This is a genomic window from Singulisphaera chitinilytica, assembly GCF_049331405.1.
Taxonomy (GTDB): domain Bacteria; phylum Planctomycetota; class Planctomycetia; order Isosphaerales; family Isosphaeraceae; genus PoT.
The window spans coordinates 7,163,989-7,178,005 of the sequence record NZ_CP186274.1; the positions used below are offsets into that span (position 1 = coordinate 7,163,989).

Below are 14,017 nucleotides of genomic sequence, written 5' to 3' on the forward strand. Positions count from 1 at the left end.
TCAACGGGCAGCGGAGAGGATCGATCGGAGGTGGCTGAGCCTTGCGTCGAACTCGGCGTCCCCCAGGATCGGGATCAGGCCCTCGGCCGCGATGGGCTCCTCGAGGGGTACCCAGGTCTTGCAGCCGAGCTGCTCGGGCGTGACGGCGACCTCCACCGGCTCACGCCTGGCGAACATGCGGACGACCAGCACCCAGAGCCCCGGCTTGCGGTACTGGAACCGCTTGAGGAGCGTCTCGGGCTTCCAGACGTGGAGCCCTTCGAGCGAGTCGAGGTCGGCCTCGCTGGCGATGTAGCCCACGTGCTTGACATCCGCGAATGACTTGATGACCACCGAGTCCGTCGGTCTGCTCTCGGCCTTGGCCTTGCGGGCGGGGGTCAGGAGCCCCTGCTCGGCCTCATGCACGTAGGTCGGATAGAGCCAGAAGCGCCGGTGCTCGGGGACGAACTCCCCCTGCTCCTCTGCGATCCCCCCCTTGCGGAGGATGAAGATCTGATTCCCGGAGTGGAGGGCCTTGCAGACCCCGGCCCACTCCTTGAAAGCGACGTCGCACGCACCCGTCTCGGGCGAATCGGCCGTGTAGGCGGTCATGGGTAGGCCTCATCCTTGGGGACCCGGACCATGAGGTCGGTCACCGCGTCCCTCGGGGGCTTGGCTTCGAAGAGGATCTTGTGGAGCTCCTCGGTGATCGGCATCTCGATCCCGAGCCGCTGGGACTGCTCGTAGACGCTCCGCGTGGTCGGGACCCCCTCGGCGACGTTCACCATCCCGGCGAGGACCTCGTCGAGCGCCTGGCCGCGGCCGACCTTCTCGCCGACGGCCCGGTTCCTGCCGAACGGGCTGAAGCAGGTGGTCACCATGTCGCCGATGCCGGCGAGCCCGTAGAAGGTCGAAGGCCTTGCGCCGTGGGCGACGCCGAAGCGGCTGATCTCCACGAGCCCTCGGGTGAGCAATGAGGCCTTGGCGTTGTCGCCGAACTCGAGTCCGTCGCAGATCCCCGCGGCGATCCCCAGCAGGTTCTTGAGCGCCCCCGCCAACTCCACGCCGATGGCGTCGTCGTTGGAGTAGACGCGGAAGGTCTCCTGGCTCAGCGTGTCCCGGATCTTGACGCAGAGGTCGGCGTCGGGGCCGGCGACGACCACGGAGGCCGGCAGCCCCTTGGCGAGTTCCTCGGCGTGGCTCGGACCGCTGAGGATCGAGACCGCACGCGGGCCGAGGGTGGCCTCGATAATCTGGCTCGGGCGGGCGAACGTCTCGTTCTCGATCCCCTTGACGACGCTCAGCATCGGGATTCCCATCGGGATCCGCTCGGCCTGTTCGTTGAGTGTCGAGCGGAGGTAGGCCGAGGGGATCGCCACGACGATGAGATCGACCCCGCCGGTGGCGTCGCACGCGTTCGGCGTGACGATGACGTTCTCGGGGAGGACGGCGTCGGGGAGATGTTTGGTGTTCTTCCGGCTGGCAGCGATCTCTCGCGCCTGGTCCGGATCCCGGGCCCAGAGGTGCACCGAACGCGCCGTCCTGGCGAACAGCATGGCGAGTGCCGTCCCCATCCCACCGGCACCCAATATGGCGACCCGCTTCATGACCGACCACGCACCAACGGAGCCTCGCCCGGGAGGAGACATGATGTTCGTTCGTCGCTTATTCCCCCGGGCGGTCGAAATTGAATTCTCCCGGATTCGTGCCACTGAAACCAGACCAAAGCCGGCTCAGGGGGTCAAGCGGCCCGATCGTCGCCGATCTACAGCCCGCGACCAAAGTTGCGACCAGGCAGTGGGTCCCTAATCCCCTGCCGAGACCTCGACTTGACGGGAGTCACCGCGATGGCCCCCGGCCCGTACTTCTCGGGCTGGCGATGGTCCGTCCCGGGCCCAGGCGTAGACCGATCTGTTAAATCAGATCGTGCTTGCGGACTTTGAAGGCTCGGGTTAACCTATCGCCGAGCGCGATGTAGATGGAGAACAAGGACGTAATCCTCCTCGAGTTACCATCGTCGTTTGGGATAACGAGCGGGCAACATCTTGTCAGGGACGATCACATCGAGTAGCCGACCCGTCGGGTTGGGGAGATTTGATACGGATGTCACCATTGACCGCATCTAGAGAAACCGAAACGTCCAGCCACGCCCAACTCACCAAGCTCTGCAGTACCATCCGCGGCAAGCTCCAGTTCATGGACTATCTGGTCCGGGCGGCCGTGGCCGACGTCAGCCGGTTCGAGGAAGAACCCGACGCGGGGACTCGCATTTTCATCCGTCAACTGATCGAGATGCACGCCGCGAACCTGAGCGTGGAGTGCGAGAACATGCGCCTGGTCGGCGAGCTCTGCAACCAGCTCGAGTCGATCGTGAACGCCCCCCCGGCTCATGAACGCTCGCATGAGAACGGAGAAGCCGAATGAACGAATCCGCTCATGGGTCGATCGAGGGTGTGACCATGCATGAACATGACGACGAGTCTTCCCCTTCGCCGGAATCCAACTCGGCCCCCGACACCCTGCCAATCGGTCACGCTTCTCCCGAGCTGCGTCGCTCGCTCGCCGAGGTGAAGGGCCAGGCCCAGTTCCTTCTCTATCTCGCCGACCAGATCGAGGAATCCCTCAACCAGCTCGTCCACGAGTCCGACAGCTCTCACGGCGCCTTCCTCTGCAAGGTCCTGGGCATGTACTCGAGCCAGCTCGAGAGCAAGCACCAGGGGCTCGGCGACAAGATCGCGGAGACCTGCCAGGAAGTGTATGTCACGGTCCGCGAGTACGACGTGGTCTGAGGCCCATCCATCGATTCGGATCGTTGCCTGGATCCCCCAAGCCGCTCGATCGTGTCTCCTTCGTCGATCAAAAAAAGACCCCGGTTCCTCTCGCGTATGTCGCGATCGAGGACCCGGGGATTCTTATTGGACCATGCGTGTAGAGGGATTCGCGAGCCGGGTGGTCAGGCGGGGCGACGCGTGCTCGTCCGGCCGAGGATCCTGTCGACGCCGAGCTCGAAGATGATCTTGATGGCCTCGATCGCCTCGCGCTGATTGATCTTGGAGACCCCCGACCGGCGGTTCTCGAACAGGATGGGGGTTTCCCCCATGCGGCAACCGACCGTGCGGCACCAGTAGAGGATCTCTTCCTGGAAGGAGTAGCCCCTGGAACGGATGCGTTCGATGCCGACCTCGCGCAGCTTGGAGACCCGGTAGCAGCGGAAGGCGCCCGAGTTGTCCTTGGTCTTGAGGCCGAGCAGCAGCCTGGCGTACCAGTTGATACCCGTGCTCATGAACTTGCGCTTGAGGTTGAACTCTCCCTCGACTCCGCCCCCCTTGACGTAGCGCGAGCCGATCATGACGTCGTTCTCGAACATCCCCTGGATCAGGGCGGGGATGAAGCGAGGCGGATGGCTGCCGTCGGCGTCGAGGTTCAGGAGGTAGTCGTACTCGTTGTCGATGGCGAACTGCATCGCCTCGAGCATCGCCGTCCCCAGCCCCATCTTGGAGGGGCGGTGGATGACGTGGACTTCCGGGAGGTTCGCGCGGAGGTCGTCGGCGAGGTCTCCGGTTCCATCCGGCGAGTTGTCGTCGATGATGAGGATGCCGGCGTTGGGGACGAATCCCCTGATCTCGTCGACGAGCTGTCTCAGGTTGCCGAATTCGTTGTAGGTAGCCAGCGAGACAAGCAGCCGCCGAGTTTCAAGGCCTCGACTAGGTGCCGTCGATGTCACGTGTCGATCATCCCTGGTAATAGGGTGGAGACATGCGTTCGTGGAGTTCGTCACAGACGTATCATCCATGGAGGTCTGACGAAGCAGGAACCCACCCCATGCGGGGTGTTCACACGCATCTCACCGTTGTAACGCAGCGTACGATCCGCGCCAAGGCGACCAGTCGGGCCGAATGCATGACATTTTCCGACAATGCAGCCGGAGGACGACAACCGCGGCCGATCGGAAGGGTTTTTCAGCCGGAGGTGATGTGCGAAATGAGTGCGGGGGACGGCGGAGGTAGAGTGTGAAAAGCAGGTGCCGCCTGTCGGGGTCGTCCGCTCGCGGATCCGAAGAGCTGCGAGTGAAGGTCGGCCGCCGCTGCTGCCCTCTCCTCGGGAAAAGAGAGGCCACCTGGGAGCACCAGTTGAACGCGCGACGGCACCTGCTTTCAAGGAACGGCGGCGACCCTCGACGACGTTTTGGCGACGAGCGCGGGTCACTAACAGATGCTTTCGGTATGTTGAGAACCGTTTCATCAGTCGATCATCCGCCGGATTTCCGATTTCCAGGTTGGGAAATGGGGCAACCCCGCGGGAATGGATGGGCGAATTCGCGCCGAAACCGGCCGATCCTGCGCCGAAGTCGAGTGTCGAGAAGTCGTTACCGTCCACGCGATCGTGCGAGCCTCGTTGACCGTCGAATCCGGCTATGCGGATCGAGAGATCCGCACGTACTGATGACTTTGCCGGTGCCGCCCTACCCTATCCTGAGCCGGAGCCGGGCTTAGGTCTTGTCCTTGGACGGCTTGAGCCTGGAGAAGAGCTGGCTGTAAGGCGCGAAGCCGTGCTGATGGTCGGCCCAGAAGCCCGAGCCATTCGCCGGAGCCGCATCGTTCACGCCTTCCGACCCGATCGAGAGCGACCGACCTGCGGATGCGGCATAGGGCCGCGTCTCGCCGTTCGGGTCCCGCCCCTGGTTCTTGGCCCACTCGTTCCAGGCCTGGAGGGCGGCGTAGCGGTCGTCGATGGTCTCCTCGCTCGGCTCGACGTTCATCGAGGGCCTCGGGGCCGGAGTCGGGGAGTAAGGCTCGACGTCCTCGATGTCTTCGACGTCCTGCTCGATTTCGTCGAGCTCGGAGAGTTCCGACGAGGGTTCCCAACCGACCTCGATCAGGTTCTCCTCGACGTGCAAGGGGGGCTTGGGGGGGCCGAGCACCGGCGCGTCTCGCATCACTTCGGGCACCTCGCGACGCACGGGCGGCGGCGGGGAAATCGAGAGGCTGGCAGGGATCTCGGCGGGCTTCGAAGGAACCGACGGCATCGGGGCCGGAGCAGGCGGGTGCAGCCGGGACAGGAGATTGAGCAGTCGCCTCGGGTTCCCGAGCGAGTCGCGGTGGAGTTGCTCGACGAGTTCGTGGTCGATCACCGGGGCCTGGCGGCCGTTAGCGGCAATCAAGCGGGCGGCCTCGTCGACATGGAGGGGGCGGAGGTGGACGTGCTCGGTCAACCGCACGGCCAGGGCGGAGTAGCTCGGCGTCACGAGCCGCCTGGCGAGCACGGTATGCCCCACGACCACGAGGGCCGAGAAGCCGTCGCTCATGCCGAGGCGGTTGGCGAGGATGCGGATTTCCTCGAGGACCTCCGGCGAGACGCTCTGGGCCTCGTCGACGACGAGCCCCCAGGCCTCTCCATCCGCGGCCCGTTCCTCGAGGAATTCGGCGACGGAAGTCCGGGTGCCCCGGAAGGCGTCCGAGCCATTGAAGCCCAGGGCGCGGGCGACGGACCGATAGAGGTCGGCGGGCGTGTCGGCCGGGGAGAGATCCACGCCGATCCAGCGCCAGTTCTCGCTCAGCTCGGCGGCGAGGCGACGCCAGAGCCAGGTCTTGCCGACCCCGGCCTCGCCGGTCAGGAGGACGGGCCCCGACTTGCGTAGGACTGCGGATCGAAGGGAGGCGAGCGCATCGCGCCGGCTTCCCAGGACCATGTTGCCGACAAGGTCCTGGCTCGCAGGAGTGCGGAGACCCACTGGGGTGCGTCGATTCGGATCCATCCTGGTTCTCCCTCCGTGGCCGTCAAAATGCAGACTGCGAACCTGCCCTGCCCCGAACCTCGTCAAGTCCGGCGGTCTCTTTACCGGCCGCCGGTATGCATCGATTGTTGTGTTCGTGGCGCAGGCTCAACTCATTATCGGTGCCCGTTGTGGGCGCTCTTGAACGACAAAGCCGTTAGCGAGGACCCCCGCGAAAACGCAGGGTGGAAAAGCCTCACGTCCCACGTATCTTCCGCTGCCGAACGCAGATTCGTCGGGAAGCTGCGAGGACTCCGAGGGCTGGGTTCCGCTTGCTCGATGGGGCAATGCGGAGGGTCGCGAGCATCCGTCCGCCTTTTCTGGCGGAGGGTGGTCGCGCGATCAGGTTCGGATTAGAATCGCCTGGGCGTTTGGGAAAGCCATGCCGGCGAGGCTCGATCGGCGAAGCACCAGGGAACGGCAGACGATGAGCGATTGGGCAATTCTCGTCAAAGACCTTGTCAAGCATTACTCGGGCAGGGATGGCAAGGTCGTCGCCGTCGACGGCATCGACCTGTCGATCCCCCGCGGCGAATGCTTTGGCCTACTCGGACCCAACGGCGCGGGGAAGACGACGACGGTCGAAATCCTCGAAGGGCTGAATCGACCCACCTCCGGCGATGTCGAGATCCTCGGTAGGCGCTGGGATCGCGACGAGCGGGAGATCCGCGAGCGAATCGGCGTCACCCTCCAGGAGACCCGCTTCCCCGAGAAGCAGACCTCGCTCGAACTCCTCCAGCTTTTCCGAAGCTTCTACAGGGATGGGCTCGAGCCGTCGGACGTCCTGGCGAGGGTCTCGCTCGAAGGCAAGGCCAACTCGTACGTGGATCAGCTCTCGGGCGGCCAGCAACAACGCCTCGCCGTGGCGATCGCGCTCGTGGGGGATCCCGAGCTCCTCTTCCTCGACGAGCCGACCACCGGGCTCGACCCTCAGTCGCGTCGGCAACTCTGGGACGTGATCCGCGACCTTCACAACCTGGGTCGGACGACGGTCCTCACCACGCACTACATGGACGAGGCCCAGCGCCTCTGCGATCGCGTGGCAATCGTCGACCACGGCAAGATCATCGCCCAGGGATCTCCCTCGGAGCTGATCGCGCGACTCGGCGGCGAGCACGTCGTCGAATTCGCGATCGCGGGCGAGTCGGCCCCGGCGGCGGCCGAAGCATACGAGTCGCTGCCCACCGTCCTCTCCACGCGCATCGAGGCCGATGGTTATGCCCTGACCGTCGGCGAACCGCACGTGGCGATCCCCGCGCTGCTCGAACGCCTGAACGTCGAGGACAAGCCGCTCGGCAGGCTGACGACAAGGCAGGTGAGCCTCGAAGACGTGTTCGTCTCCCTGACGGGGCGGCACCTGCGCGATAACGAATCCGAGGAAAACGGATCCCCGGCCACGGGGCGCAAGAAGCGCCGGGGCCGCGGCGGTTGATGCTCGTCTCGCGACGCCGCTCCGCTTGAAGGCCCTCGCGTCGGCTTCAGACGTCGATGCGGTCGTGACCGACTCGAAATAGCTCCGGGTGACATCGGTGTGTCACTCGCGGATGATTCACTCTTCCCAGGCGATGGTCCCGAGTGTTATGGCCCGATCACACCCGTTGCGCGAACTTTACATCGCCCGGCTTCGCGAGTTCTATCGCCAGCCCGCCCGGATCTTCTGGGTCTATGGGTTCCCCACCATTATGGCGATCTGCCTGGGCGTGGCCTTCCAGTCCCGGCCCCCCGAGAACATCCAGGTCGACCTAATCGGCTCGCCGAGCACCTCGGCCTCCTCGGCCATCGAGAAGACCCTCAAGGCGCATGACGAGAAAGCCAGAGCTTCGAAGCAGCCTGGCGTGGCCTTGCGGGTCGAGACCGAGGAGGTCGCGACCCAGCGGCTCAAGACGGGCAAGACACCGCTCGTGATCGAGGCGAATGGCTCGGGGGTCCGCTACCGCTACGACCCGACGAGGCCCGAGGCCATCGCGTCGCGAGGCGCGATCGACGACATCCTCCAGGTGGCTCAGGGACGGAAGGACCCTGTGGCGACCGATGACAAGCTCGTCACCGAGCGGGGCTCGCGCTATATCGACTTTCTGATCCCCGGCCTGATCGGCCTGAACACGATGGGGGGCGGGCTCTGGGGGATCGGGTTCCTGCTGGTCAACTTCCGGATCGCCAAGCTCCTGAAATGCTTCGTCGCGACTCCCATGCCCCGTCGCGACTTCCTGCTGGCCCTGCTCGGCTCGCGATTGACGTTCCTGATCCCCGACCTGGCGGTGCTACTGCTGCTCGGGACGCTCGTCTTCCAGATGCCGATCCGGGGGAGCCTGCTGCTCGTCATCCTGATCGACGTCGTGGGCGCCCTGGCTTTTGCAGGCATCGGGCTCCTGATTGGCAGTCGGGCTCAGTCTACCGAATCAGTCAGCGGCCTCATGAATCTGGTCATGCTGCCGATGTGGCTCTTTTCCGGCGTCTTCTTCTCGTCCGACCGCTTCCCCGCCGCAATTCAGCCGTTCATCCAGATCCTCCCGCTGACGCAGCTCCTCAACGGCCTGCGAGGGGTGATCCTGGAAGGGGCCGGTTTCGTGGACGTCATCCCCGCCCTCGCGATCCTCTCCGCCTGGGCTGTCGTCACCTTCGTCATCGCCCTGAAGATCTTCCGCTGGTCGTAATTGCTGCTTGACCAGGATCGGGTGGTTGAAAACCTTGGCGAAGTCGTGCCCGTAAGCCCAGAGGTCCGGCGCCTTGAGCGGAGGGACGTCGACCTCGTCGATCAGGTGGCCGAGGAAGGTCGCCTTGGCGAGGATCTCGACGTCGAGGAACTCCGACGTCGACTGGAACGCGATCGGCTCGAGCTTCTCGAGCCGATGGAGCCTGCAAGGCGAGTGGACGTCGAGTACCGGGACCGCGAAGAGGAATTTCCAGGGCATCCTCGAAAACCAGCGCACGACGCGCCCGGGAATCGAGCGTTTACGCCGGCCGATGACCATGTCGCAGTGATCGATCGCCTTCAGGAGCGGGTCGAGATGCTCGGCCGTCCATCGCTCCTCGGACGAGGTGATGAGGACGAGGGGACACTCCGAGTCGGCGATCGCCCCGTCGAGCGCCTGATTTTCGCCGAGCCCCCGGGCGGAGGCGATCACGCTCTCCGCCTTCCGGTCCCGCTGCGTTAGGAGGTCGAGCAGCGACTGGGCGACTTCCTCCGCCTGCGCCGTCGTGGAACGCGCCATGACGACGACGCGGACCGCCGCATTCGGCAGCGGCGTGCGGCGGAAGTGCTCCTCGAACGGGTCGACCCAATCTTCCGACATCGACTTCGGCCTCAAATCGGCGAGGGAAAGCGGTTGATTACGTTGAACCCTTCGACGTTAACGCCCGGCCTTGTTGAGGGCAAACTTCCCCAGGCCTGGCGAATCAAGGAAGGCCTCATGCCGAACCGTGCATCGCATTCGTGAGTGCTCATCCTGTTTGTGTAGCTGGCTCGGAGACGGTCGCTCGGGCGGGCAGGATCTGGCAGCACCTTGCGAGGAATGGCCGAGGCAGATTTGCCTAATGCCCCAAATTGGCCCGGCCATCCATTTTCGCGGCTTCAAACGGCCTGAGGCGCGAGCCAGTCGACGACCGCCTTGCGATAGAGGGTCTGGAGCCGGCGGACGAGCGGTCCGGGCGCGCCGTCGCCGATCTTCTTGCCGTCGACCTCGGTGATCGCGATGACCTCGGTGGTCGTGCCCGCGAGCAGCACTTCGTCGGCGGCGATCAACTCCTCGAGCGTGACCTTCGCGTCGGAGTATGGGACGCCGTGCTCCTGGGCGAGTTGCACGAGGAACCGGCGGGACGTGCCCGGCAGGATGTCGTGCGTCTCGGGCGTCCCTTGCAGGCAACCGTTGCGGATCCAGAGGATCGACGTATGCGTGGCCTCGGTGACGAGCCCGTCGGGGCCGATGAGGATCGCCTCGAAGCACCCGACTCGCTTGGCCGCGTCATAGGCCATGACATTGGCGAGGAGGTTCGTGGACTTGATGTCGCAGCGTCCCCAGCGCTCGTCGGGTCGGCTGATCGTGGTGACGCCCGACTCCCTGAGCTTCGCGACGGGGGCGTCGTCGAACGGGCGGACGACGATGAACTCGGTGGGGGCGACGGGCGGGTCGGGGAAGGCGTGGGCCCTCGGCGCGACGCCGCGGGTCAAGTGGATGTAGACGGTCCCTTCCTGGATCTCGCTGGCGGCGATGGTGCGATTGTAACGCGCGGCGAGCAGCTCGAGGTCGACCTCGGGGAAGGCGAGCTCGGCCAGGCTCCGCCGGAGCCGGCCCATGTGGGCGTCCTCGAGCCAGCAACGCCCCTGATAGATGCGCATCACTTCATAGACGGCATCGCCGAACAGGAACCCTCGATCCCAGACCGGGACGCGTGCCTGGTCGACCGGAAGAAGCTCGCCATTGAGGCACGCAAGACTCTCCATCGATGCTCCTTCGACATCGGTTCCGCTTCGGCTCGATGCTCTGGTCAAGCCGACCGAGTGACGGTCGGATCGAGCCCGAATTCACACTGACTTCTCCATAAGGATACTCGCTCGCGACCGCCCGGGGCAATGACATGAGGCCGGCAGCTCTTTGCGAGCCGCCGGCCTCATTGGTCTGGTCAAGCTGCCGGATTTCGCGGGGTCACTTGGCCTCGAGCGCGACGCCCGAGGTCTTCGTTCCCACGATCTTCTCGAGCTGCTTCTCGACGTCGGCCGCCGAGCGGATGTTGCGGTTGACGACCTTGCCCTCGCCGTCGACCAGGATCATCGTCGGCCAGACCACGATGCCGAGGTCATTGGCCAGCGGGTTCTTTTCCATCCCGCCGGGGATGAAGATCTGGGGCCAGGGGAGCGGGTGCTCCTTGAGGAAGTCTTCCAGGTCCTTCGACTGCTGGTCGCCGCTCACGCCGACGATCTCGAAGCCGGCGTTGTGGAACTTCTTGTAGACCTTCTCGAGCTCGGGCAGGTCACGCTTGAACAGATCGACCTCGGTCGACCAGAAGGTCAGGAGGACAGGCTTGCCGCGGAGGCGGGCGGTGTCGATCACCTCGTTACTGAGGTTCGGCCCTTTCACCGTGTAGGGCTTGCCGACGAGGTCGAGCCGCTTGATGGCGCCGGCCGCCTTCTTGCCCGGGTCGGAGTTCGGGAAGCGTTGGGCAAGCTGTTCGTAATATTTGCGAGCGTCTTCCTCTTCGGCGTTGTACTCGTTCCCGCTCGCGAGCATGAAGAGGGCGTCGGGCGTCTCGTCGGCCTCGGGGTACTTCTCGCAGAACTCCTTGAGGTCGGCCATCCACTTCTTCTGGATGACGAGGGTGTTGTCGCTGGTGTTCTTCGCGGCGAAGACCGCGTAGATTTTTCGGAAGGCGGCGTACGACGCGATCTTGCTGTTGTCCTTGATGAAGATGTCGAAGTAGTCGAGCCCCTTGGGATAGAAGCCGGTGATGTACGCGGCGGCCAGGCTGTCGACGATCGACTTCTTGTAGACGAGCTTGTCCTCGGGCGTCTTGACGACCTTGACCACTTCCTGGAGGAGCGGGATCCGGCCGACGTGATACTCGGCGACGTCCTTCTCGCTCGAGGCCCCGGCGTTCTTCTCGTCGTAGGCGGCCAGCTTCTTGATCGCGGCCTCGAGGACGGGATCCTGCCCGGCGACTTCCGAGCGACTGTCGCGCCCGAAGATCTCGGCGCGGATGCCCCCTTCGGCGGCGAGGATCGGCTTCTTGGGGTCGACGGCCTTGGGCAGCTCGACGAACTTCCAGGTCTCGCCGATCTTGATGAGCTCGGGGGTCTGGAGGAAGGCCATCTCCTCGGGGTTCGCCTGGCCGCTCGGCGAGCCGGCGAAGATCACGGCGTTCTCATAGAGGACGAGGTCATCCTTCAGGTTCGTCTCGGTCCCGGCGGGGATCAGGTGGGGCATCATGCCGTCGAGCCGGTTCCAGACCGTCGACTTGTTCCAGCCCTTGAGGCTTGCCTGGAGCTCGCCCACCAGCTCTTTGCGCCTCTTGGCCGACTCGACCGACTTGTCGATGATCGACTGCGGCACGCCGAGCTTCTTGAGGTCTTCGGGCGTGGCCATGACCGACTCGAGCAGGTCGCGATCCCCCATGACCAGGCTCTGGACCAGGACCTTCGAGGCCTCTTCGGCCGAGATCCGTGTCCAGTCGAGCTTGAGCTTCCACTCCTTGGGGGCGACCTCGATGTTCGTGACCTTGGCGATCCGGGTCCCGCCGGAGTTCATCCAGCGGCATTCGTCGGAGGTCTTGTCGTCGTTCAGGTCGGACTCGCGGTAGACCTCGAAGCCGTCCTGGTAGTAGCTCCACTGATCGAGCCCGCGCTTGCCGCGGGTGTCCAGGAACTTGCGGAGGAGCTTTCCTTGTTCGTCGCGGAGGGCGTAGCCGATGATCGCGGTCTTGTCGGCGTTGTGGACCGTCTCGACCTTGCACTTGGCGACCGCCTGGGGCGCCGGGACCTCGTACTCGACCCCCTTGAGACTCGGCTCGAGCTTCAAGAGGTTCTCGGGAGAAGGACTCACCTGGGCCCGAGCGACTGTCGCCCCGGCTCCGACGAGAGTGGCTGTGACGACCAAGGTTCGCAAGGACCGCATCGGAGACTCCTTTCTGGCCAGGGCCGTTGGCCCCGATGGATATCCGCACCGAGCTCCACGCGAAAAACGATCGGCAACCTGAATCGATCCGCGATCCGCCGGTTCGCCGTCACGCCGCGAGCTGTTGGTTTGTAAGATTTTCTTGGAAAATCGTTCGAGCATGTCGTTTGACCAAGCCGGTGGAATGTCCACCACGGGCATAATTGCCCCGACCGTTTTCATCGGCATTACCGGCTCTGGGCTCAAGGTGAGAAGCCCAAATCGGCCAAAACTTCCGCCTCAAGTTGTCATCCGAATGAAGCGTGGGTGGGTAAAAGCAAAGATTGTGCCGGTTCTGACGATGAGGGCGGAAAGTAAGAGGGTTGCGGGCCGCTCGCCGCACCGGCAAACTGGCGTTCAGGCCCGCTTTCATCCCGCCTCGGTCTTGAATACGAGACACCTTGCATGAAGGCTCGACGATTCTCCCCATTCCCGTGCTTACTCGGCGTGATCCTGTGCTGCGGCGGACTCGGACGGGCCGCGGACGCCGGGGAGAAGCTCGAGGCCCCGGTCTATCCAGATCACACAAAGCTCCTCGTCGTGCGCGACGCGAGCGGCCAGGAAGCCCCCGTGAAGTCGTCCTCGGACTGGCAGGTACGTCGTGCCCACATCCTGGCGCACCTCCAGGAAGTCATGGGGCCGCTCCCGGGCGGGGAACGTCGAGTCAGGCTCGATCCGAAGGTCGTTGAGACATTTGACGAACCTAAGTACATCCGCAAGAAAATCACCTATGCCAGCGAGCCTGGCGACCGTGTCCCGGCCTGGCTCTTCCTCCCCAAGCAGAACAAGGATTCTCGCAAGGCGCCCGCGGTGCTCTGCCTCCACCAGACGACCGCGATCGGCAAGGACGAGCCGGCGGGCCTGGGTGGGAAGCCGAACCTCCACTACGCCCAAGAGCTGGCCGAGCGCGGCTACGTGGTGCTGGCCCCCGACTATCCCAACTTCGGCGAGTACAAGGTCGACCCCTATGCCCTCGGATATGCGAGCGCCTCGATGAAGGGGATCTGGAACCACATCAGGGGCGTCGATCTCCTCTGTTCGCTCGACGAGGTCGAGCCCGAGCGGATCGGCGTCATCGGCCACTCGCTGGGCGGGCACAATTCGATCTTCGTGGCCCTCTTCGACGAGCGGATCAAGGCCGTCGTCTCCTCCTGCGGGTTCAACCGCTTCCCGAACTATTACGACGGCAACATCGCCGGCTGGTCGCACAAGGGCTATATGCCTCGCTTGAAGGACGTCTACGGGCTCGACCTGGAACGAGTGCCATTCGACTTCCCCGAGCTGATCGCCGCGATCGCCCCGCGCGGGTTCTTCACCAACTCGCCGCTCCACGACGACAATTTTGAGGTCGAGGGGGTCCGACTCTCCATCGCGGCGGCTTCGCCCGTCTACGAACTCCTTGGCGCCAAGGATCGGCTCCAGGCCGTCTACCCCGACGCCCAGCATGACTTCCCGCCCCAAGAGCGGACGCGGGCCTACGAGTTTTTGGATGCGATGCTCAAGCCCGCGCATTGAGCCCTTGAATCGACGAAACTCGTGACGCGTCCAAGGCGTTCCGCACGACGATCGAAATCGTTGCCGGAGTCGCGGAGGTGACTTGCGCTTTCAAGATCGCCTTGAC

At 64.5% G+C, this 14,017-nt stretch carries 11 protein-coding genes; 5 read left to right on the forward strand and 6 right to left on the reverse strand.

The window, feature by feature from the left end:
- Complete coding sequence (locus tag ACOYYX_RS28015) at nucleotides 1-591, reverse strand: DUF1802 family protein (protein WP_422925852.1); 591 nt, start codon at nucleotides 589-591, stop codon at nucleotides 1-3.
- The gene (locus tag ACOYYX_RS28020; RefSeq protein ID WP_422925854.1) at nucleotides 588-1,628 is read right to left on the reverse strand and encodes an NAD(P)H-dependent glycerol-3-phosphate dehydrogenase; all 1,041 of its coding nucleotides are present in this window, start codon (nucleotides 1,626-1,628) and stop codon (nucleotides 588-590) included. Before ACOYYX_RS28020 ends, ACOYYX_RS28015 begins: the two co-directional genes overlap by 4 nt.
- 454 nt (nucleotides 1,629-2,082) lie before the next feature.
- Between ACOYYX_RS28020 and ACOYYX_RS28025 the strand changes: the two genes are divergently transcribed.
- Nucleotides 2,083-2,403 (forward strand): hypothetical protein, encoded by a 321-nt coding sequence (locus ACOYYX_RS28025; RefSeq protein ID WP_422925856.1) that lies wholly within the window; start codon nucleotides 2,083-2,085, stop codon nucleotides 2,401-2,403.
- The gene (locus ACOYYX_RS28030) at nucleotides 2,400-2,768 is read left to right on the forward strand and encodes a hypothetical protein (protein WP_422925858.1); all 369 of its coding nucleotides are present in this window, start codon (nucleotides 2,400-2,402) and stop codon (nucleotides 2,766-2,768) included. The genes ACOYYX_RS28025 and ACOYYX_RS28030 overlap by 4 nt, the downstream gene beginning before the upstream one ends.
- 164 nt (nucleotides 2,769-2,932) lie before the next feature.
- Here the strand turns inward: ACOYYX_RS28030 and ACOYYX_RS28035 are convergent, their stop codons facing one another.
- Together ACOYYX_RS28035 and ACOYYX_RS28040 are read right to left on the reverse strand one after the other, a co-directional pair.
- A complete protein-coding gene (locus ACOYYX_RS28035; protein ID WP_422925860.1) occupies nucleotides 2,933-3,703 on the reverse strand; it encodes a polyprenol monophosphomannose synthase in 771 nt (256 codons plus the stop codon).
- Nucleotides 3,704-4,468: 765 nt separating this feature from the next.
- Complete coding sequence (locus ACOYYX_RS28040; RefSeq protein ID WP_422925862.1) at nucleotides 4,469-5,734, reverse strand: AAA family ATPase; 1,266 nt, start codon at nucleotides 5,732-5,734, stop codon at nucleotides 4,469-4,471.
- Nucleotides 5,735-6,179: 445 nt separating this feature from the next.
- On the opposite strand from ACOYYX_RS28040, the gene ACOYYX_RS28045 reads away from it, so the two are divergent.
- The gene (locus ACOYYX_RS28045; RefSeq protein WP_422925864.1) at nucleotides 6,180-7,184 is read left to right on the forward strand and encodes an ABC transporter ATP-binding protein; all 1,005 of its coding nucleotides are present in this window, start codon (nucleotides 6,180-6,182) and stop codon (nucleotides 7,182-7,184) included.
- Nucleotides 7,185-7,350: 166 nt separating this feature from the next.
- On the forward strand, nucleotides 7,351-8,406 hold the full coding sequence (locus tag ACOYYX_RS28050; protein WP_422925866.1) for an ABC transporter permease: 1,056 nt from the start codon (nucleotides 7,351-7,353) through the stop codon (nucleotides 8,404-8,406).
- 917 nt (nucleotides 8,407-9,323) lie between these two features.
- On the opposite strand, the gene ACOYYX_RS28055 is transcribed toward ACOYYX_RS28050, so the two are convergent.
- Nucleotides 9,324-10,193 (reverse strand): aminotransferase class IV, encoded by an 870-nt coding sequence (locus tag ACOYYX_RS28055; RefSeq protein ID WP_422925868.1) that lies wholly within the window; start codon nucleotides 10,191-10,193, stop codon nucleotides 9,324-9,326.
- Nucleotides 10,194-10,395: 202 nt separating this feature from the next.
- Complete coding sequence (locus ACOYYX_RS28060; protein ID WP_422925870.1) at nucleotides 10,396-12,357, reverse strand: thioredoxin-like domain-containing protein; 1,962 nt, start codon at nucleotides 12,355-12,357, stop codon at nucleotides 10,396-10,398.
- Nucleotides 12,358-12,801: 444 nt separating this feature from the next.
- On the opposite strand from ACOYYX_RS28060, the gene ACOYYX_RS28065 reads away from it, so the two are divergent.
- The gene (locus ACOYYX_RS28065) at nucleotides 12,802-13,911 is read left to right on the forward strand and encodes an alpha/beta hydrolase (protein ID WP_422925872.1); all 1,110 of its coding nucleotides are present in this window, start codon (nucleotides 12,802-12,804) and stop codon (nucleotides 13,909-13,911) included.
- The last annotated feature ends 106 nt before the right edge of the window (nucleotides 13,912-14,017 follow it).